The 18,033-nt window shown below is 51.0% G+C and carries 14 protein-coding genes; 5 read left to right on the forward strand and 9 right to left on the reverse strand.

The window, feature by feature from the left end:
• Positions 1-52: 52 nt before the first annotated feature.
• Together crtID and ACS5NO_RS18735 are read right to left on the reverse strand one after the other, a co-directional pair.
• Positions 53-1,534 carry a bifunctional phytoene desaturase/3,4-desaturase gene (gene crtID / locus ACS5NO_RS18730; protein ID WP_439416564.1) on the reverse strand — a complete coding sequence of 494 codons (1,482 nt, stop codon included), beginning with the start codon at positions 1,532-1,534 and terminating at the stop codon, positions 53-55.
• Between the two features lie 269 nt (positions 1,535-1,803).
• Positions 1,804-2,316 carry an RNA polymerase sigma factor gene (locus ACS5NO_RS18735; RefSeq protein ID WP_114407740.1) on the reverse strand — a complete coding sequence of 171 codons (513 nt, stop codon included), beginning with the start codon at positions 2,314-2,316 and terminating at the stop codon, positions 1,804-1,806.
• 504 nt (positions 2,317-2,820) lie between these two features.
• Here ACS5NO_RS18735 and ACS5NO_RS18740 point away from each other — a divergent pair.
• A complete protein-coding gene (locus ACS5NO_RS18740) occupies positions 2,821-5,037 on the forward strand; it encodes a TonB-dependent receptor (RefSeq protein WP_439416565.1) in 2,217 nt (738 codons plus the stop codon).
• Between the two features lie 104 nt (positions 5,038-5,141).
• Here ACS5NO_RS18740 and ACS5NO_RS18745 read toward each other — a convergent pair whose 3' ends face one another.
• Both ACS5NO_RS18745 and ACS5NO_RS18750 read right to left on the reverse strand, forming a co-directional pair.
• Complete coding sequence (locus tag ACS5NO_RS18745) at positions 5,142-5,972, reverse strand: Rossmann-fold NAD(P)-binding domain-containing protein (protein ID WP_439416566.1); 831 nt, start codon at positions 5,970-5,972, stop codon at positions 5,142-5,144.
• Positions 5,969-7,396: a serine hydrolase domain-containing protein gene (locus tag ACS5NO_RS18750; protein WP_439416567.1), complete on the reverse strand. Its 1,428-nt coding sequence runs from the start codon at positions 7,394-7,396 to the stop codon at positions 5,969-5,971. The genes ACS5NO_RS18745 and ACS5NO_RS18750 overlap by 4 nt, the downstream gene beginning before the upstream one ends.
• 304 nt (positions 7,397-7,700) lie before the next feature.
• Between ACS5NO_RS18750 and ACS5NO_RS18755 the strand changes: the two genes are divergently transcribed.
• The 3 genes from ACS5NO_RS18755 (at position 7,701) to sugE (ending at position 9,841) form a co-directional block, all read left to right on the forward strand.
• On the forward strand, positions 7,701-8,447 hold the full coding sequence (locus ACS5NO_RS18755) for a hypothetical protein (RefSeq protein ID WP_439416568.1): 747 nt from the start codon (positions 7,701-7,703) through the stop codon (positions 8,445-8,447).
• A 106-nt stretch (positions 8,448-8,553) separates the two neighbouring features.
• A complete protein-coding gene (locus tag ACS5NO_RS18760) occupies positions 8,554-9,336 on the forward strand; it encodes a hypothetical protein (protein ID WP_439416569.1) in 783 nt (260 codons plus the stop codon).
• 184 nt (positions 9,337-9,520) lie between these two features.
• Positions 9,521-9,841 carry a quaternary ammonium compound efflux SMR transporter SugE gene (gene sugE / locus ACS5NO_RS18765; RefSeq protein WP_439416570.1) on the forward strand — a complete coding sequence of 107 codons (321 nt, stop codon included), beginning with the start codon at positions 9,521-9,523 and terminating at the stop codon, positions 9,839-9,841.
• Positions 9,842-9,929: 88 nt separating this feature from the next.
• Here the strand turns inward: sugE and ACS5NO_RS18770 are convergent, their stop codons facing one another.
• Positions 9,930-11,561 carry an amidohydrolase family protein gene (locus tag ACS5NO_RS18770; RefSeq protein WP_439416571.1) on the reverse strand — a complete coding sequence of 544 codons (1,632 nt, stop codon included), beginning with the start codon at positions 11,559-11,561 and terminating at the stop codon, positions 9,930-9,932.
• 266 nt (positions 11,562-11,827) lie between these two features.
• On the opposite strand from ACS5NO_RS18770, the gene ACS5NO_RS18775 reads away from it, so the two are divergent.
• Complete coding sequence (locus ACS5NO_RS18775) at positions 11,828-12,604, forward strand: hypothetical protein (protein WP_439416572.1); 777 nt, start codon at positions 11,828-11,830, stop codon at positions 12,602-12,604.
• Between the two features lie 13 nt (positions 12,605-12,617).
• On the opposite strand, the gene ACS5NO_RS18780 is transcribed toward ACS5NO_RS18775, so the two are convergent.
• The 4 genes from ACS5NO_RS18780 to ACS5NO_RS18795 are packed head-to-tail and all read right to left on the reverse strand — an operon-like array spanning position 12,618 to position 18,026.
• Positions 12,618-13,208 (reverse strand): chemotaxis protein CheB, encoded by a 591-nt coding sequence (locus ACS5NO_RS18780; RefSeq protein WP_439416573.1) that lies wholly within the window; start codon positions 13,206-13,208, stop codon positions 12,618-12,620.
• Positions 13,190-13,999 (reverse strand): CheR family methyltransferase, encoded by an 810-nt coding sequence (locus ACS5NO_RS18785; RefSeq protein ID WP_439416574.1) that lies wholly within the window; start codon positions 13,997-13,999, stop codon positions 13,190-13,192. Before ACS5NO_RS18785 ends, ACS5NO_RS18780 begins: the two co-directional genes overlap by 19 nt.
• 10 nt (positions 14,000-14,009) lie before the next feature.
• Positions 14,010-14,375 carry a response regulator gene (locus tag ACS5NO_RS18790; RefSeq protein WP_439416575.1) on the reverse strand — a complete coding sequence of 122 codons (366 nt, stop codon included), beginning with the start codon at positions 14,373-14,375 and terminating at the stop codon, positions 14,010-14,012.
• A gap of 45 nt (positions 14,376-14,420) precedes the next feature.
• Positions 14,421-18,026 (reverse strand): response regulator, encoded by a 3,606-nt coding sequence (locus ACS5NO_RS18795; RefSeq protein ID WP_439416576.1) that lies wholly within the window; start codon positions 18,024-18,026, stop codon positions 14,421-14,423.
• Positions 18,027-18,033: the final 7 nt, after the last annotated feature.

Here is an 18,033-nt window from a genome sequence, read left to right on the forward strand (position 1 = left end):
TGTACCTTTTCTGACAGACGCAGGAACAGCTAGTCGTTCGTATTTTTTTAAGTCAAGCTCGCTGCCCAAATTCTTTGGTGACCTCGTCCGCCACCACCAATCCGGAAATCAGCGAAGGCGGGACGCCCGGCCCCGGAACGGTCAATTGGCCCGTGTAAAACAGGTTGTTAACGCGTTTACTCTTCAATCCCGGCTTCAAAATAGCCGTTTGCCTCAGCGTGTTCGCCAGTCCGTAGGCATTGCCCCGGAAGGCATTGTAGTCGGCGATGAAATTGCTGTGGGCGTAGCTGCGTTTGAAAACGACGTGATCCCGAATGGTTTCACCCACGTACGCTTCCAGCCGATCCATCACCAGGTTGTAATAATATTCCCGCGTTTCTTCGGGGTCGTTCAGGTCCGGAGCCACCGGAATCAGGATGAACAGATTTTCCATGCCCGCCGGTGCCACACCCGGGTCGGTTTTCGACGGGGCCGAAACATAAAACAGCGGTTTCGTGGGCCACTGCGGTTTTTCGTAAATTTCGTGGGCGTGTAACCCGAAATCTTCATCGAAAAACAGGTTGTGGTGCTGCAAACGCGGCACCCGCCGGTCAACGCCCAGGTAAAACAGCAACGACGATGGGGCCATCACCCGGCTTTTCCAGTACCGGTCATCGTAATTTCGGTAGTCGGGCGTCAGCAATTTGCTATCCACATGCTCATAATCTGCCCCGGCCACCACCACATCGGCCTCAAAAGTTCCCTGATACGTTTCGACTTTGTTGGCAATACCATTTGTTACACCAATTTGTTTAACCGGATGGTTCAATAAAATCTTTACGCCCTTCTCCTCGGCCAGTTTCACCATCGCCTTCACGATTTCGTGCATACCACCCATCGGATACCAGGTTCCCATCGAAATTTCGGCATAGTTCATCAGGCTATACATCGCGGGCGTGTTGGCCGGCGTTGCGCCCAAAAACAAAATCGGGAATTCCATCAACTGCAAAAGCCGCTCGTTCGTGAAATATTTACGAATATGGCTCGAAAACGATTGAAACACGTCCAGCCGCATCACATCCTGCAGCAACTTCAGACTCATGAATTCCGACACCCGCCGACTCGGTTTCCAGACAAACTGATTGATTCCGACATCGTACTTATAAGCCGCCTGCTCCAGAAATTCGAGCAACCGCCGACTCGCACCCGGTTCCATCTGTTCAAAAACCGCCTGAATGTTTTCGACACCTGCGGGCAGATCGACGGCATCATTGGTACCGAAAACGACGGTATACGACGGATCGAGTCGCACGAGCTTGTAATAATCCGACGGTTTTTTACCGAAACGACCAAAATACGTTTCAAACACGTCGGGCATCCAATACCAGCTCGGCCCCATGTCGAACACAAAACCGTCTTGCTCAAACATGCGGGCGCGACCACCCGCCTGGCTGTTTTTTTCCAGAATCGTAACTTCAAACCCCTTATCGGCCAGACTCGTAGCCGCCGACAAACCGGCAAAACCGGCTCCTATCACAATGACGCGTTTTGACATGTCTAAAAGTTTAGCTCCCAACCTATCTACTAAAGACCGGGCGGGGGTAATAAACGCAAAAAAGACGGATTGAAAAATCCGTCTCTCGCTCTAACCAAAAAAGTTAGACGGAAACCATCTAACTTTTCGGAACCTTCCTCTTTTTTAACCAAAAACTACTCAATCAAATTTCTTTTGAGATGTTAGAAGATAGACAAGAGAGTATAGACCTGTTCTGTTTACTTGATCCTTTTCGTCTCTACTCTCTTGTCTATCCTCTTTCCTCTCTTTTACGCCTGATACGCGTAAACTTTCAATTTATCTTTCAGCTCTTTACGAGCGATGTGGATGCGGTTTTTAACGGTTCCGATGGGAATATCCAGACGGGCTGCAATTTCGTGGTATTTAAAACCCCGGAAATGCATCATAAACGGTGTCCGGTAGGTATCATCCAGTGCATTGACGGCCCGGTTGATGTCGTCCTGTGCAAAAGACGAATACGCGGTATTGTCGGTACTACTTTCCATCGAATTGATGTAGTGCAGATTGTCCGTCGTATCGATGAACGTATTTTTCCGCACCATTCTCTGGTAGTTGGTGATAAAAGTATTTTTCATGATGGTATACAACCACGCTTTCAGGTTTGTACCATCCGTATATTTATCGCGGTTCGTAAAAGCCTTCAATAAAGTGTCCTGCAATAAGTCGTTTGCATCTTCAACATCCTTCGTCAAACGCAGAGCAAATGGCTTCAGCGACTTTGAAACTTTGCCGATGTTGTAGGTAAATTCAAGTGCTGTCATGATCTATAAGTCGTTTTTTGTTGAATCAATTCTGTATATTCAGTAGACAACAATGTAACCAAATCTTACTTTTTTTTGACTGACTAGCACTCTTCCAGTTTAACTGGATGATTATCAGTATTTTACATATACTGAAACGAGCAAGCGGGTAACCATGCCAAACGATGTCAAAGAACAAACTGTAGAAAAAATACCACAGTGTGTGGAATCGCACACCACACTTTGTTTAATCTTTCCCAAAAATAGTTAAACAAAACTTACAAACAAGGTTTTTGCCCACTTTCTCAGCATTTCATTTGAAGCAGCAACCGTGGAATTAACCTGGCTGCATATTGCAACTGCGTTGCAAAAAATGTAATTTTGTAACTTGCAATAATTTGTAACTATCTGAAAGTGAATCAAAACCAGTATAGATACTTTCGCCTGACACTTACGTTTCTGTGGGTGTGCATTTTACGCCCCACTTTCGCACAGGATCCCTGCGATTGTTTTATCAAAGGCGTTGTGCTTGACCGCGAAAGCCGCCAGCCTATTCCCGGTGCGGCCGTTTTTATTAAAGAATTGCAGAAGGGAACCGTTACCGATGCCAGCGGACATTACCGGATCGAACCTTTGTGCCAGGGAACCTATACGCTGGTCAGCCGCATTCTGGGTTATCAGGAAGTCACCCAATCGGTTGTACTGGTCCACACCTCGGAGCAAAATGTGCTGCTGAAGGAAGACGATATTCACTTGCAGGATGTCAACGTAACCGCACAACGCGCCAACGCCCTCACCAGCCAGACCATCTCGCAACTGGAAGGCAAGGCGCTCGACCAGACCCGCGGGCAATCGCTGGGCGACGCCCTCCGCACCATGACGGGCGTGACCACCCTCCAAACCGGTTCGTCGATCACGAAACCGGTTATTCACGGCATGCACAGCAACCGCGTTTTGATCCTGAACAACGGCATCCGGCAGGAAGGACAGCAATGGGGCTCGGAACACGCGCCGGAAATCGATCCGTTTGTGGCCAATCGCCTGACCGTGATCAAGGGAGCTGCGGGCGTACGGTTTGGCTCCGATGCCATCGGGGGTGTCATTCTGGTCGAACCGGCGCCTTTGCCCACCGTCAGAACCGTTCACGGCGAACTGAATCTGGTGGGTTTTACCAACGGGCGGCAAGGCGTCGCATCGTTGCAAACCGAGGGCGGTTTTGGAAAAGGGTTCGGCTGGCGGGTGCAGGGGACGCTGAAACGGGGTGGCAACGTTCGTACCCCGAATTACTTTCTGGATAATACCGGCATTTCGGAGCAAAACTTCTCCGCTTCGCTGGGATACCGCTCCACCCGGTTTCGGTCCGAACTGTATTACAGCCGGTTTTCCACCAAACTGGGTATCTTTTCCGGTTCACACATCGGCAGCCTGACCGACTTGCAAACGGTTTTGGACAATGGTGAACCGCTGATCAAATCCGGCTTCAGCTACGCCATTCGCCGACCGAATCAGCAGATTGCGCATGATTTACTGAAATGGCGAAACGCCTGGAAACCGGCTTCTGGTGGTGAACTGAGCCTGACGCTGGCCCGGCAGTTCGACGACCGGATGGAATATGACCTCCACCGCCCCAGAAACGATTCTCTGGCGGCTTTGAACCGCCCCGAACTTCGGTTCCGGCTCACGACCTACACCGGCGATCTCGTTTTTGAACACAAACCCGTTGCCAATAAACTGACGGGGAGCCTGGGTGTCAGCGGTTTTTACCAGTACAACATCATGAACGGGCGGCCGCTGATTCCGAACTTCCGGACTTACAACGCCGGGCTTTTCTGGATTGAGAAACTGAAAGTCAACCGCTGGGAGTACGAAGCCGGGCTGCGTTACGATTACCGGCACATGCAGGTATTCCGGTATGAAAGACAGGTGCTGGAAAAACCGCTATTTGTGTTTCAGAATTTTTCGGGAACGCTGGGGGCGACGTATTCCCTGTCCGACCAGTGGACCACCCGTTTCAACGCCGGAAGCTCCTGGCGCGCGCCCAATGTCAGCGAATTGTTCAGCGACGGGGTCCACCACGGCGCAGCCGCTTACGAACTGGGCGACCGTACACTCCAGCCCGAGGTAGCCTACAACCTGAATCTCAGTACGGAATACACCGGCAAAAAAGTACAGGCCGAGGTCGGTTTTTTCTACAATACCATTCGGAATTATATTTATCTGAAACCGCAGGCAGAACCGATTCTGACCATTCGGGGCGCATTTCCATCCTTTAAATATACCCAAACCGACGCGCTTTATGCCGGGCTGGACGCCAGCGTTCAGGCGATTTTGTTGCCTAAACTGAGCGGAACCTCTAAATTGTCGTTGCTGTATGTGCAGGATTTGGTGCTCGATCAACCGATTGTGATGACACCGCCTAACCGTTGGGAAAACGGTCTGCGTTACGAAGTAGGCAAGTGGAACAAATTGCAGGAGGTGTTTGTGGGCGTCGGGAATCTGTGGGTCGCGCGGCAAAACCGCGTTCCTATCAACAGTGATTTTCTGCCTCCGCCCCCCGCCTATTCGCTCTGGAATTTGACCGCCGGTTTTGCGCTCCCGGTGTCGGCCCATCATCAGATTGATGTGGGCTTCACCGTGACGAATCTGTTCAATACCGTGTACCGCGATTACCTGAACCGGTTTCGGTATTACGCCGATGATCCGGGCCGGAATGCGTCGGTGCGGTTAAAATGGAAATTTTAAGATTCTGCCCCTAAATCCCCTAAAGGGGACTTGGACACCGCTTAACCAAGATGCTAAAAGTCCCCTTTAGGGGATTTAGGGGCAGAAAGCAAACTTATGTTTATTTAAAGGGCGTAATAAAACGCCAGCGGATCAGGATATTGAAAAGAATATCCCATCGTCTTGATCAACTTTTCCGGGCTGATGATTTTAAACGGTTCCGGTTCCGACGGTTCTGCAAAGGTCGGGGTCTCGTAGCCAAAATCGTCGCAGTTTTTCCGGTATACCGCTTCGCGCGTCGGGTGTTCGGGCGATACGACGCTGAAGGTTTGGCCCGGCTGCGGATGGTTAATCAACGCCCGGATCACGCCAATGCCATCGTCTCGGTGAATGTAATTGACGGGAACCGAACCCGTTGTCAGGTCTTTTTTCCCGGCCACATAACGCCCCGGAATGCGGTTGTAACCCAACAACCCGCCAAATCGCAAAACCGTTGAGTTGCCCAATCCTAGAATGAGTTGCTCGGCTTCGACGAAAGCCGGAGCCGCGGCCTGATCGGGCGTTACAACATCGTCCTCAACCACGTCACGGTTCAGATCCGGGTAAACGGAGGTCGAACTTACATAGATTGCATACGGTAGTTTCGCTCCCGACTGGCGCAAGGCATTGACCACCGCCTGAATCTGCTGCGGATGAAACCCATCGCCCAGTTTGCCAGCTTTGGGTGGAATGTTGATAATCAAAACGTCTGTATCCAGAAAATCAGCCAGATCGTCGCCCGCCGGTTCTGGATTGAAATGTAATTCGTAGGGTTTGATCCCCACTTTCCAGAAACCCGGCAGTTTGTCTTTGGACGTCGTACTGCCTTTCACGATGTAGCCCTCATTCAGAAACGACTCGGCCAGTGGAAAGCCCAGCCAGCCACAGCCTAAGATACTAATGGTTTCGACGCTCATTTGGTGTTTTGTTCAGCAAGGTTGAGAAATCCGGCGGTTAGTTCTTCGATGGGTGTCTGGCTGTTGGTCAACAGAATAACGGCGGTTTGGCGCGACGGATTGAAGGCGACGTACGTGACAAAACCGCCCGTTCCGCCCTGGTGCCAGAACCAGGGGCGGGGCGTTTCGGTTCGCCGGTGCCAGCCCAAACCGAGGGTCGTGGTTCCGTTTACAAAGGTCGTTTCCTGCGTTTTTTTCATCGCTTCCGCGATCTTTTTGGGGCCTTCTCCCAACTCCGCTTTTACGAATTGAAACAAGTCGTTAACCGACGAGCGAATGCCGCCTGCGCCCACCAGTGCCTGAAACTCCCAGGATGAAGCCGGGTTTCCTTTCCCATCATAACCCTGCGCGAATACTTTTTTATCGTCCTCGCTCAACGTAATCACGGTATGCGCCATGCCCAACGGTTTGGCAATCCGCTCCTGAATCAACGCTTCGTACGATTTCTTGTTCACCGTTTCCAGAATCGTGCCCAGCAGCCCGACGGCCAGATTGGAATAGTCGTATTCTTTGCCCGGCTGACGCAATAAGGCAGCGGTTTTGAGATACGTATACAGTAATTTCCGGTCGTAATGTTTGTAGGGGTTGGTCACATCCGTAGCCGTCGAAAAGAGGTTGGTCGGCAGCCGGGGCAAACCGGAGGTGTGGTTAGACAGGGTTTTGAGCGTCACCGGAACCCCATCTTTCTTCAAAGCCGGAATCGAGTCGGGCAAATATTTATTCACAGGATCGTCGAGTTTGACCAGTCCACGCTGAACGGCATCAGCCAGAAGCGTCGCGGTGAAGGTCTTGCTGATCGACCCAATTTCAAAAAGCGTGTTAGCATCCGGAATACGACCGTTGCCTTTGGCGGTTTCGCCATAGCCGTAGGTAAACAGGCTGTCGTTTCGCAGAATGCCAAGGCTCAGGCCGACGGTATTTTGTTTTTTGATATACGCCTGGGCCACCGCATCGACCTGCTTATCAAAAGCCGTCCGCAACGGATTGCTGGTTAAAACCGGCGCGGTTTTATCGGCCACATCGGCTTCGTAGGGCTTGAAAAGGAAGGTATAAATTTTACCGGCTTTATCCCGGCTGATGTAGAAGTCGATTAAACCGTTGTCGAAAACCGCTTTGTACCGCGCAACGCCATCTTTAACGCTTCTTCGCTCCGCAGATTGCCACCGGCCCAGTTGCGCTTTCAACCCCTGCGAAATCTGGGTAAACTGGGCAGCCGAAATCTGGACGTGAAACGCTTCCCCCATCAGGGCATACAGCGAGTCGGGTTGCTGGGCATTCAAATACCGCTTGGAACGCTCCGTCAGCGAGTCGAGGGGGGCGGTTTCGGGCGTTTGGGCCACCGCCGACCAGGTAACCAAAAGGAGAAGAAGGATACTGTATTTCATAGAAAGAGGACGTGGAATTGCCAAAAATAGCGCATCCGGGCGATAACGCTGGAATAGGGCTGGGAATGAATTCGTTGAATAAAAGCCAATAGTAGTCAAAATACTATTTTAACAACATTCAGGACACATTTTCAGTCAAAACAATTAGTTATGCAAAAGCAAATAAGCGGAATAATCATCTTTATTTTAAGAAAACTATTGGCTTTTTATGGCATGAAAACTATATTCACAAACAAATTTATCTTAGTAGCCTATTATACTAATCTTTATAAGTTTATAAACCCACCGTAACGATTTATTATTTATGGAAGAGGAAGTGGCGCTAATACCGGGCATTTACAACTATTGCGATTCGTGGTGTGAACGTTGCCCGTTCACGAAACGGTGTCAAAACTTTGCGTTACAATATCCCGACGGACTGAAGCAGCCGAACATGGACGCGGAAACGCTGGTGAAACGGCTCATGGAAACGCTGGAACTAACTAAATCCTACGTTGACAAGGCCCGTCAGCAGCGGCTTTTGCCCGAACACCGGGCCGTTGAACAGGAAACCAAAGCCGTTACATTCCAAACGGAAGGATCGGTTCGGAATCCGCTGACGGTCTTGTGTGACGAGTACCTGCGCCAGACGGCCAAATGGCTGAAACAGGAAAAAGATCTGCTCGAACAGGCCGGTCACCAACAGGCCTTTGAAACGAATCTGGGGTTGCGGACGGAGGTCGAAGCAACGGCGTTGCTGAAAACGCTGAAAGACGCCTGGGAGACCCTCAAATGGTACCGGACGCTGATTCCGGTTAAAGTGGTCTCGGCTTTGCAAATCAACAACGGGATGACGCCGGATGCGGTTCTGAGGGCCTATTTCAACGGAAAAGCGAAACTGGTGCTGGTCAGCATCGACTATTCGCTGAAGGCCTGGCATACACTGCTGGAAAATTATCCCGAAAAAACCGATGATGTGCTGGACATGCTGATTCTGCTGGATCGCATCCGGCAGCAAATGGAAACCGCCTTCCCGGAAGCCCGGCATTTCCGGCGACCGGGGCTGGATTAACCGGTTGCTCATTCCTGCTTCACAACCCGCCGAATGTCGCACTTGTACAATACCGGCACCGGGCAGACTCCTACTTTTGAATCGTTCCATCAACTTCTGTATGACGATGAAAAAGCTGGTATTTCTGTTTTTCCTGGGTGTTCTGAGTGCTTTAATAGCCGACGAGCCGGTTAGCAAACTCAATGGCGCTTACCGCCAGACGCGCTACAAATTCGGTACGATGACCGAGTGGCGCACCCGTGATTCGGTCACGGTGATCAAGGTTTTTAAAGATGGTTACTGGTTTGCGGGCTGGTATGACGACAACCGGCGCGGACGAAAGGCCTTCGATGGCGTCGGCGGAGGTACGTATGAGTTGAAAGACAGCAAATATCTGGAGAAAATCGCCTACTACTCTTGGGATTCGACGGCCGTGGGCAGCGTACTGGCCATGGATTATCAGGTTGATTCAAAGGCATTTAAACAAACCGGTTTTCTAAACTCTGAGAAATATAAAAACTACGAAGTCAGTGAAATTGACGAGCGAATAACCCCCAAAGAACCCCTGAAAAACAACGGACTGGAAGGCGTTTGGCTCATGCAGGAAGGAACCTGGGGCAAAACCCGCCTGGGCGAAGGTCCCTACAAAGGCATCAGCGTCGTGAAGATTTTCAGTTATCCGCTGGTCGTGTATGCGTATTATAATCCCAAAACCGGCCAGTTCAATGGGGCGGGCGCCGGAACGTATCAGTACGATGGGAAGGTGTTGACCGAAACCAATGAATTTTTCTCCTGGGATGTGAGTCAGAAAGGCGTGAAGAACGAATTTAAGATTACGAAACAAGGCGATACGTACCAGCAGGAAGGCTGGACAGGAACACTGCGGGAAGTATTCGCCAGGGCGAAATAAACCAATGCCGGGTGCGCCCAAACGCCTTTATGATAATTGCGGGGAAGTATCCCCACCCCACTCTGGTTAAAAAGCATTACCTTTGCCGTGTCTTTTAAGGAGTGCTTTTAAGATAGAGAGGACGACCTCACCATCGTGGGAAACGGATTCGGGACGGCCCGGTTTATAAACAAAGTTCTAAACTATGTCCTGGATTTATTTAGTTTTCGCTGGGCTGTTGGAGGTCGTTTGGGCCTACTCCATGAAACAGTCGGAGGGTTTTACCCGCCTGACGCCATCCATCCTTACCCTCGTTGCCATGATTGCCAGTTTTGGATTGCTGGCCTTGGCGATGCGAACGTTACCATTGGGAACGGCCTATACCATCTGGACAGGCATTGGGGCCGTTGGCGCATTCATTCTTGGAATAGCCTTTCTGGGTGAACAGGTGAGCGTTACGCGCGTCGTAGCCGCCGGGTTGATTGTGGCCGGACTCGTTCTGATGAAACTATCTTCAGGCCATTAACAAATTAAAAACCAGCCAGATACCAAGCGAACGCTCTGGTTCTGGCTGGAAATAAAATTCAAACGGAGACGCGCCCCCAATTCCCGGCTTACTCCTGCGGTTTTCCACCCGACAGTTTCCCGGCTTTCGGAGCCACACCGGGCTGCGTGATTTCGAAGTTTTCTTTCAGTTTGGCGTCGGCAACGATCTTCTTCACGTCGGCCAGCAATTGCTTGGCGTCGTAGACAATTCCGTCTTTCACGGTGTATTTTACCCCGCCGACCCGCGTCACTTCATTTTTGTCGTTCAGGTGAATGGCACCGGTGCCGTACAGAACCTTCAGGTTCGCCAGCGGATTTTCTTCGGTAATCACGAAATCGGCCAGCTTCCCGACTTCCACGGAACCGATCTGATCGGCCATCCCGAGGGCTTCGGCACCTTTCAGCGTGGCCGCCCGGATGACTTCGAGCGGATGAAATCCGGCTTCGCGCAGCAGTTCCAGTTCGCGGATGTAGGCAAAACCGTAGAGCTGGTAAATGAACCCGGAATCGGAACCCGCCGTGACGCGGCCACCACGGTTTTTATATTCGTTAATAAACGCCATCCAGAGTTGGTAGTTGCGTTTCCAGGTAACCTCCTGCTCGGTCCCCCAGTTGTGCCAGTAGGAACCGTGCGAAATCCGGCTGGGGCCGTAAAACCGCCAGAGGGCCGGGAGCGTATACTCGTCGTGCCACTCGGCCCGGCGGGCCAGCATCAGTTCGCGGTTGGCTTCGTAGATATTGAACGTCGGGTCAATGGTGAAATCGAGCGCAATCAGTTCGTCCATCACCTTGTTCCACTTTTCGGTTCCCGGTTTGGCGGCTTGTTGCCAGAGTTTTCCGGCTTCCTCAAAGCGGTTTTGCTCATTGTTATAATTGTAATCAGCGGGATAGCTCTGAATGGTTTTGTCTTCAAATAGCGCTTCGGGCAATCCATACCAGTGTTCCATCGACGTCAGACCGGCTTTGGCCGTCGCCAGGGCGTTCATCCGGGCTACTTCCAGTTGGGCGTGGTGGCAGGCCGAGCGCAGGCCCAGTTTTTTGTTTTCTTCCAAAGCCGCCTTGAACACTTCCGGTTCGGCCCCAAAAAATTTGATGCCATCGGCTCCTTTTTTAGCGTTTTCGCGCACCCAGGCGCGGGCCTGTTCCGGTGTCGAAATGGTTTCTTTGGCCCCCATTCCAAACGACGTATAGGCTTTGATGCGCGGGGCCGTAATTTCATTGCGTTCGCTTTTTCCCCGGTGGTCGAGCACCCAGTCGAGGCCGTTGCCCGCCGACGGGTCGCGAATGGTGGTGATGCCGTGGCCGAGCCACAGCTTGAAAACGTATTCAGAGGGTGTTCCCTGCGCCTTGCCGCCAATGTGGCCGTGCATATCGACAAAACCGGGCATCAAATACATGCCTTCGCAATTCAGTTCTTTGTCGCCCACACCAGCCTGCGGACGTCGGGCCGCGTCGATCGGAACACCGGGATAGCCGACCTGCCGGATCTGGGTGATGCGGTTTTTCTCCACCACAATGTCGACCGGGCCCATTGGGGGCGCACCGGTGCTGTTGATGAGCGTAACGCCCCGGATGATGAGTCGTTTGTGGGGGCCATCGCCTTCGTTGCGGGCGGGTGCATTGGTGACCTGGGCCTGTAGGCGGGAAAGGGAAACCAGGACGACGACGAACGTGAACAGTCGGGTAAAAAGGCGGTTCATACCGTAAGGATGGGGTTGATGAATCAGCAGAGTAAGCAAGATACAGAGTTTGTTGGTACATTTGATTTTCGGAAACACGGTTTTCGCCGTCAACCGGAAAAAGCTGTGTTTCAGATAAATATTGAAAGATAAAGTACAAATTATTCCGGATTAGGTACCCCAAAGGCAAACAACTCACCGTAGGCGACGTTTTACAAAAAACCATTTTCCGATCCTTCACCGGCCCGACGATTTGGCCCCGGAAATCGGATGACTGTTAAGCTCTTATGAAAAATTTTCTTTTTAGCTGCGTGTTGCTCCTCACACTCGCAGCCTGCTCGTCCGACAACAGCAAGGAAGCTGACCCCACCACGGCGAAAGCCGAACCGCTTTACACGCTGATTTTCCTCGACAAATCCGTCAGCGTCAATGCCAACAAAGCCTTTGTTTCCCAGAAATACCAGGGCGCGGTTAACGAGATCATCGAGCAAAACATCCGCAACAAGGGCGATAAACTCGACGTCTATTTCATCCACGAAAACACGTCGAAAGCCCGCGCCTTGTCGGTGACCGCCCGCTCCGAAATGGAAGACATCAGCAGTGCCAACGCCACCGACCGCGAAGCCGCCCAAACCAGCTTCGATTTGTCGCTGGGCCGTGAAAAAGCCGCCATCCGTCAGCGCGTTTTGCAGCAACTGGCCGCACCGAACGCGTCGTCGTCGAACAAGGAAACCGATATCTGGGCCAGCTTGCCCGTAATTGCCAAAGCCAACGAGAGCGGTGCCACCGTCAAAGTGTATTACCTCAGCGACATGGTCGAGAGCGTGTACAGTGCCGGTCGCCGGAATTTTCACAAAACGCCCCCCAAAGACAATGCGCAGGCCGATAGCTGGGCCAAAGCCGATGCCGAACAATTGAAACGCTACACGATTGGCAGTCCGGAGGTGTCGATGATTCTGCCGTTTGCACCGAATGCGTCGGTGAAAGAAAATAATCCTGCCGTGACGCAGTATTGGCAGACGTTGTTTCAGGAATTGGGTGCGGGCAACGTGGAGGAACAATAAAACTTGTTTGCGCTTAGTTGGGCCGGTTGAGTGAATTGATAAAAACCGCCATTTCATCAATATCCAACACCCGGTCGATGGGGGCATGCAGGATGGCGTGCTGGGGCATAAAACTGGTTTGCGCCGTTTCTGGTTTCTGGGCAATGAGAACCCCTCCCCTTGCTTTAATGAGATTCAATCCGGCGGTGCCATCCGCATTGGCGCCCGACAGAAGAATCCCGACCAGCGAAGAACCGTAAACATCGGCGGCCGATTCAAACGTCACATCCAGCGAGGGACGGCTGTAGTTTACCTTCTCGGAATCATCCAGCGAAAACACTTCGTCTTTTTCAATCAAAAGATGATAATCTGCCGGAGCCAGGTAGATAGCCCCGGGAAGTACCGGATCTTTGTCTTCGACTTCGTGAAGCGGAATCATCGTTTTGGAAGACAACAGATCGGCCAGCGACGAATCCGTCGAATTTTTGCGATGCAGGACGATCATAAGGGCCACTGGCAAGGGTGAAGCTAAGGCCGGAAGTAATTTTAACAAGACTTCGATACTCCCGGCCGAACCGCCGATAACGACGGCTTTAAAAGAGGTGGTCAGCCTATTTTCCGCCATATTTTTTCTTTATTCAACTGCCGGTATTTTGCTTTAATGGATGAGAAATTCAACGTTTCTTTCGAGCCTAACGCCAGATAACCCAGCGTTCCGATGCTTTCGTCGAACAAGTTTAACGTTCGTTCCTGCAACTGTTTGTCGAAATAGATCAACACATTACGGCAGAGAATAAGATCGAACTCATTGAAAGACCGGTCAGAGACTAAATTATGAGTCGAAAAGATCATTTTTTCGGCTAATGATTCCTCAAATTTAACCTGCCCGTATTGCGCCGTATAATACGCCGAAAAGTCATTTTGCCCCCCCGATTCGATGTAATTTTCTGAGTACTGTTTCATTTGAACCAATGGAAAAACCCCTCGACGTGCTTTTTCAAGAACCTGCGGATTTAAATCGGTGGCGTATAGCAGGGATTTGTGGAGCAAATTGGCTTCTTTCAACACAATCGCCATCGAAAACACTTCCTCCCCGGTCGAACAGCCCGCATGCCAGATCCGAATAAACGGTTTGGCCGCCAGGGTCGGTACGATTTCCGTTCGCAATGCTTTATAAAACAGCGGATCCCGGAACATTTCGGTAACCGTTACCGTCAACCCTTCGATCACCCGTTTCAGGTAACCCGGATCGGACTTCAGGCGGTATCGAAACTCGGCAAAGCTGGGAAACTTATCCAGCAGAAATAACCGGCTTATCCGGCGTTTCAACGATGCCCGCGCGTAGTTGGTGAAGTCATAGCCGTATACTTCAAACAGATCATTCAACACCAGATCAATGTCAGCCTCTTCGATCATTCTCCAGTGATTAAACACGTGACAGCAGTTGCAACAACCGATCGACATCCACCGGTTTCGAAATATACTCCGTCGCACCGGCCCGCAGGCATTTTTCCCGGTCGCCGACCATGGCCTGCGCCGTCACCGCAAAAATGGGGGTTTTGGCTCTCTTTTCGATGTTTTTGATGCGCGGAATGGCTTCGTAACCGTCCATTTCCGGCATCATCATATCGATCAGAATCACGTCTACCTCTTCATCGGTTTTCAGAAGGTCGAGGGCATCTGGTGCATTCGTACACGAAATGCAATCGAAGGCTTTCGCCCGTAAGGTGGCGCTCAGGGCAAAAATATTCCGTGAATCGTCGTCAATAATCAATACCCTTTTTCTACCCATGATCTCCTTTTTATTGAATTCTATTCATCCCGCGAAAAGCCCGTTTCAGGAACGTTCATAGAGCCAGACCCGTAACAAAGACATCAGTTGATCGATGTCCACCGGCTTGGTGATGTAATCGGACGCCCCCGCCTGAATGCACTTTTCCCGGTCGCCGGTCATGGCCTTGGCCGTTACGGCAATAACCGGCAGGTTCTTCCACTGGTAGTTCTCCCGGATTTTTTTCGCGGTTTCATAACCGTCCATCTGCGGCATCATCATATCCAGCAAAACGACATCGATCGCCGGATTTTCCTGCAATTTCTGATACGCTTCTTTCCCGTCCAGCGCCGTGATGACGTTCATTTTATAGTTCTCCAGCGCCTTCGAAAGCGAGAAGATATTCCGCACGTCATCGTCGGCAATCAGTACGGTTTTATTCGCCAGTATCTGACTCAAGGCGCCCAGTTTTTTATAGTCGCTGTGTACTGAATCGTTTTTTTTCGTGTCTTCCACCAGATGCAGAAAAAGCGATACTTCATCCAACATGCGCTGGTAGGAATGGGCGGTTTTTATAATAATGGAGTCAGCATATTTTTTGATTTTCAATTCCTCGGCCAATGACAGGCTTTTGCCGGTAAAGATGATGATCGGCAGATTTTCCAGACCCGGATTTTTTTTGGCTTCTTCCAGCGTTTCGTACGCTTTTACATCCGGAATGCCCATATCCAGAATCACGCAGTCAATTTCATCCTGTTGCAGGGCAGTGACGCCTTCCGACACGTTGCTTCTCAATTCGGAATGAATATTAAACGTTTCGAGAAAATACGATAATGCTTTGGCGTGCCGGGGGTTATCTTCAATAATCAGCACCTTTTTGCTCGTCCGGTTCAATACGTATTCAATCTTTTTGAATACTTCGTGCATTTGCTCATAGGCCACCGGTTTATCCACAAAATCGACGGCTCCTTTCAGCAAACTTTCATTTTTTAATTTGTGCGACGACATGATGTGCACCGGAATGTGCCGGGTTTGCGGATCGGCTTTCAGCGCATCCATCACCTGCCAGCCGCTCATGATGGGCAACTGAATATCCAGCAAAATACCGAGCGGTTTGTAGATGCCCGCCAGTTTCAGCCCTTCGTCCCCCCGAACAGCCACGATGCCTTTATAGCCTTTCCGGCGGGCGTAATCAAGCAGCGATTTGGCAAAGTTCGTGTCGTCTTCCACAATCAGAATGGTTTTATCCCGCTCCGTAATGGCGTTGCGGTCGTCGGGGATGCTTTCCGGAATGGTGGTGCTGAGGTATTTGTTCGCCGGTTCCACCTCTTTGACGGGTGTCGGCTCCGGGCTGCGGGTTACATACGGGGCCGGACTTCCCGAAATCGCATCCGACGGTTTAGCTGATACCGGAATGTTTACAGTGAATTCGCTTCCCTCATTCACTTTGCTGGCAAGTACAATTTCGCCACCCAGCAGTTTCGCCAGTTCGCGGCTAATGGACAGGCCCAAACCGGTTCCGCCGTACTTTCGTTTGGTGGACCCGTCGGCTTGCTGAAAGGCTTCAAAAATAAGCTGCTGTTTTTCGGGTGGAATCCCAATCCCGGTATCTTTCACCACAAAACTGAGCGTCGAATCCGTCGGAGTCAACCTTTTTACCGTCAGTGTGATACCGCCTTTTGAGGTAAACTTGAGCGCATTGGAAATCAGGTTTTTCAGAATCTGCCCCAGTCGCATTTTATCGGTTTCAATGACCGAAGGCACCGTTTTCTCGACGGTTATGGTAAAATCAAGACCCTTCTCTTTCGCCAGCGGAGCAAACAGGGCCTGAAGCTCATCGGTTATTTCGGGAATCGAAACATCCAGATATTCGAGCTTCATCTGACCGGCTTCGATCTTGGAAAGATCCAGAATTTCGTCGATCAGGCCCAGTAAACCGTTGCCGGACGACTGAATCACTTTGGCGTAATCGATCTGGTCGTCCGACAGATTTTCCTCGTTATTTTCGGCCAGTAACCGGCTCAGGAGCAGGATCGAGTTGAGGGGCGTCCGGAGTTCGTGCGACATATTGGCCAGAAACTCCGACTTATACCGCGTCGTCAGCTCCAGTTCTTCGGCTTTCCGCTGGATTTCTTCATTCTTTTCTTCCAGCAGAAAACTCCGTTCTTCGAGTTCGGCGTTGGTTTGCTGCAGTTCTTCCTGCTGCACCCGCAACTCCTCTTCCGAAGCCTGGAGCTTCAGTGATTGCGCTTCCAGCTCCGCGTTGACGTTTTCCAGCTCATTGTGCTGGGCCTGCAATTCCTCCGACTGGGCCTGCGTTTCTTCCAGGAAGTTCTGCAATTTCGCGTAATCCAGCGCGGCATTGACCCCAATGGCGATGGTTTCCAGATTGGCTTCCAGAAACTCGACTTCCAACGGATCCGGTTTTTTCAACAGCCCGATCTCGATCACGCCAATACAGCGGTAAGCATACACCAGCGGAACGATAACCAGGGCGACGGGGGGCGTATTTCCCAGCGACGAATTGACGCTGATATACTGCGGTGGAAGGTCGCGAATAATCACGGGTTTCTGACTCTTGATGACTTCACCGATCAATCCTTCCCCGATCTTGACGGTAGTCGGTGCCTGGGTTGCCGCATAGGTTCCGGCCAGTTTAAAGCTGGAATCATCATCAATAATGTAAACCGTGCCGATGGGCGCGTTGATGTAGCTGGTCAGCGTAGCAATCAGGTTGTTCGCCAGTTTTTCCAGATCTCGCTCGCCCCGAATGGCTTCGTTTAACTGGACCGTTCCGGCTTGTAGCCAGTTTCTGTTTTTTAAATCCGTAAACGTTGTTTCCAGCGACTCGGCCATTGTATTGAGTGCTTTGGCAATTTGGCCCAGCTCATCGTCTCGGTTATCCTGGCTCCGGGCCCCATAATTCCCTTCGGCAATGTCGGAGGTGATGTCTTCCATAACGGAAATCCGTTCGGCGGTTTCCCGGTATTTTTCTTCAGCCTTTATCTGTTGGGCAATGCGGGTATCCAGATCCTTTTTTATGCGGATATACGCACTGGCCGTAATCAGGATGGAGACCAAAGCCGCCACGACGAGTAAGTAGGGCGTATAGGTAATGTAAATTTGCTGCTGCTCCAGGCGTTCGTTGAGCTGGCTGTTTTCATCCGTTTTTATCCGATTGACGAGGGCGCGAAGATCATCCATTATTTTTTTCCCCCGAATCATTTCCGTATGACGCGCAACGGTGTCACTGGCGAATCCTCTAACCCGGCGGGTCATCTCGATAATCCGACGCATCTGGTCAAATTTTGCATCGTACAAGGCTTTCACCTGCACCAGATTTTTTTGTTGCGCCGGGTTGTCAAAGGTTAAATCCGTTACGGTTTTATGGCTTGCTTCGACTTTTCCGTAGGCGCCGTTATAGGGCGTCAAAAACGAAGGGTCACGGGTTAGCAGGTAGCCCCGCTGACCCGTTTCTGCGTCCTTCATATACGAGATAATGTTCTCGGACTCAATCAGGATCTGGTTGGTATGGTTGACTAATTTGGAGTTACTGATCAACTTCTGGGTGCTGTAAAATGAAGCCACCAGACTGATCAACAGCAAGAATATGGAGATGGAAAAGACAATTTTTAATTGTCGGATGACGGAGTTGGATAGGGTTTGCGGCATAGGTATG

Source organism: Larkinella fluvii (assembly GCF_051857545.1).
Classification (GTDB): domain Bacteria; phylum Bacteroidota; class Bacteroidia; order Cytophagales; family Spirosomataceae; genus Larkinella.

Coding starts and splice junctions, on each gene's coding strand:
- crtID (WP_439416564.1), bottom strand. CDS start 1,534: ATGTCAAAACGCGTCATTGTGATAGGAGCCGGTTTTGCCGGTTTGTCG.
- ACS5NO_RS18735 (WP_114407740.1), bottom strand. CDS start 2,316: ATGACAGCACTTGAATTTACCTACAACATCGGCAAAGTTTCAAAGTCG.
- ACS5NO_RS18745 (WP_439416566.1), bottom strand. CDS start 5,972: ATGAGCGTCGAAACCATTAGTATCTTAGGCTGTGGCTGGCTGGGCTTT.
- ACS5NO_RS18750 (WP_439416567.1), bottom strand. CDS start 7,396: ATGAAATACAGTATCCTTCTTCTCCTTTTGGTTACCTGGTCGGCGGTG.
- ACS5NO_RS18755 (WP_439416568.1), top strand. CDS start 7,701: ATGGAAGAGGAAGTGGCGCTAATACCGGGCATTTACAACTATTGCGAT.
- ACS5NO_RS18760 (WP_439416569.1), top strand. CDS start 8,554: ATGAAAAAGCTGGTATTTCTGTTTTTCCTGGGTGTTCTGAGTGCTTTA.
- sugE (WP_439416570.1), top strand. CDS start 9,521: ATGTCCTGGATTTATTTAGTTTTCGCTGGGCTGTTGGAGGTCGTTTGG.
- ACS5NO_RS18770 (WP_439416571.1), bottom strand. CDS start 11,561: ATGAACCGCCTTTTTACCCGACTGTTCACGTTCGTCGTCGTCCTGGTT.
- ACS5NO_RS18775 (WP_439416572.1), top strand. CDS start 11,828: ATGAAAAATTTTCTTTTTAGCTGCGTGTTGCTCCTCACACTCGCAGCC.
- ACS5NO_RS18780 (WP_439416573.1), bottom strand. CDS start 13,208: ATGGCGGAAAATAGGCTGACCACCTCTTTTAAAGCCGTCGTTATCGGC.
- ACS5NO_RS18785 (WP_439416574.1), bottom strand. CDS start 13,999: ATGATCGAAGAGGCTGACATTGATCTGGTGTTGAATGATCTGTTTGAA.
- ACS5NO_RS18790 (WP_439416575.1), bottom strand. CDS start 14,375: ATGGGTAGAAAAAGGGTATTGATTATTGACGACGATTCACGGAATATT.
- ACS5NO_RS18795 (WP_439416576.1), bottom strand. CDS start 18,026: ATGCCGCAAACCCTATCCAACTCCGTCATCCGACAATTAAAAATTGTC.